This is a genomic window from Sandarakinorhabdus sp. (genome assembly GCF_032115815.1).
GTDB lineage: Bacteria > Pseudomonadota > Alphaproteobacteria > Sphingomonadales > Sphingomonadaceae > Sandarakinorhabdus.
In genome coordinates this window covers 44,383-45,025 of record NZ_JAUMBI010000083.1, presented here as the reverse complement: position 1 = coordinate 45,025, position 643 = coordinate 44,383, and the positions used below count along the sequence as shown (strand labels likewise).

The window sequence follows — 643 nt, the reverse complement described above, 5'->3', positions numbered from 1 at the left end:
TGCCCTCAAGCAACTGATGGCCGACGTGGCGGCCGGCAAAGTCGATACCATCATCGTCTACAAGGTTGACCGACTGACCCGCAACCTGGCGGACTTCGCCAAGATCGTCGAGGTACTCGACAAGGCCGGCGCTTCGTTCGTCAGCGTCACCCAAGCGTTCAACACTACCACCAGCATGGGGCGGCTCACGCTCAACGTTCTCCTCAGCTTCGCGCAGTTCGAGCGCGAGGTCACTGGCGAGCGCATCCGGGACAAGGTGGCAGCCTCCAAGGCCAAGGGCATATGGATGGGCGGCCCCGTTCCACTTGGCTATGACGTCAAAGACCGAAGGCTCGTGATCAACGAGGTAGAGGCCGCGATCGTGCGCCGCATCTTCACGCGCTATTGCGAGCTGTGGTCGATCGGCAAGCTGGTTTTCGAGTTATCGCGCGATGGGGTGAAGACCAAGGTACGCCCTTACAAGGATGGCCGCATTGTCGGTGGTATCCCATTCACCAAGGGCCCTTTAGCCTATCTTCTGAGCAACCGGGTCTACGCGGGTGAGGCATGAGGGTCGCGCGATGAACTCGTAGCCGGTTACGCTCTTGGCGGACTTTCTCGCGCCGATCGACAGCGCAAACTCGACTTGCTCAGACTGCGCAAG

General features: G+C 60.3%; 1 protein-coding gene. It reads left to right on the top strand.

What is annotated here, in order from left to right:
• Window positions 1–550, top strand: a 550-nt coding sequence (locus tag RT662_RS05045; protein ID WP_313669616.1) for a recombinase family protein, incomplete at its 5' end; no start/stop codon positions are given.
• Window positions 551–643: the final 93 nt, after the last annotated feature.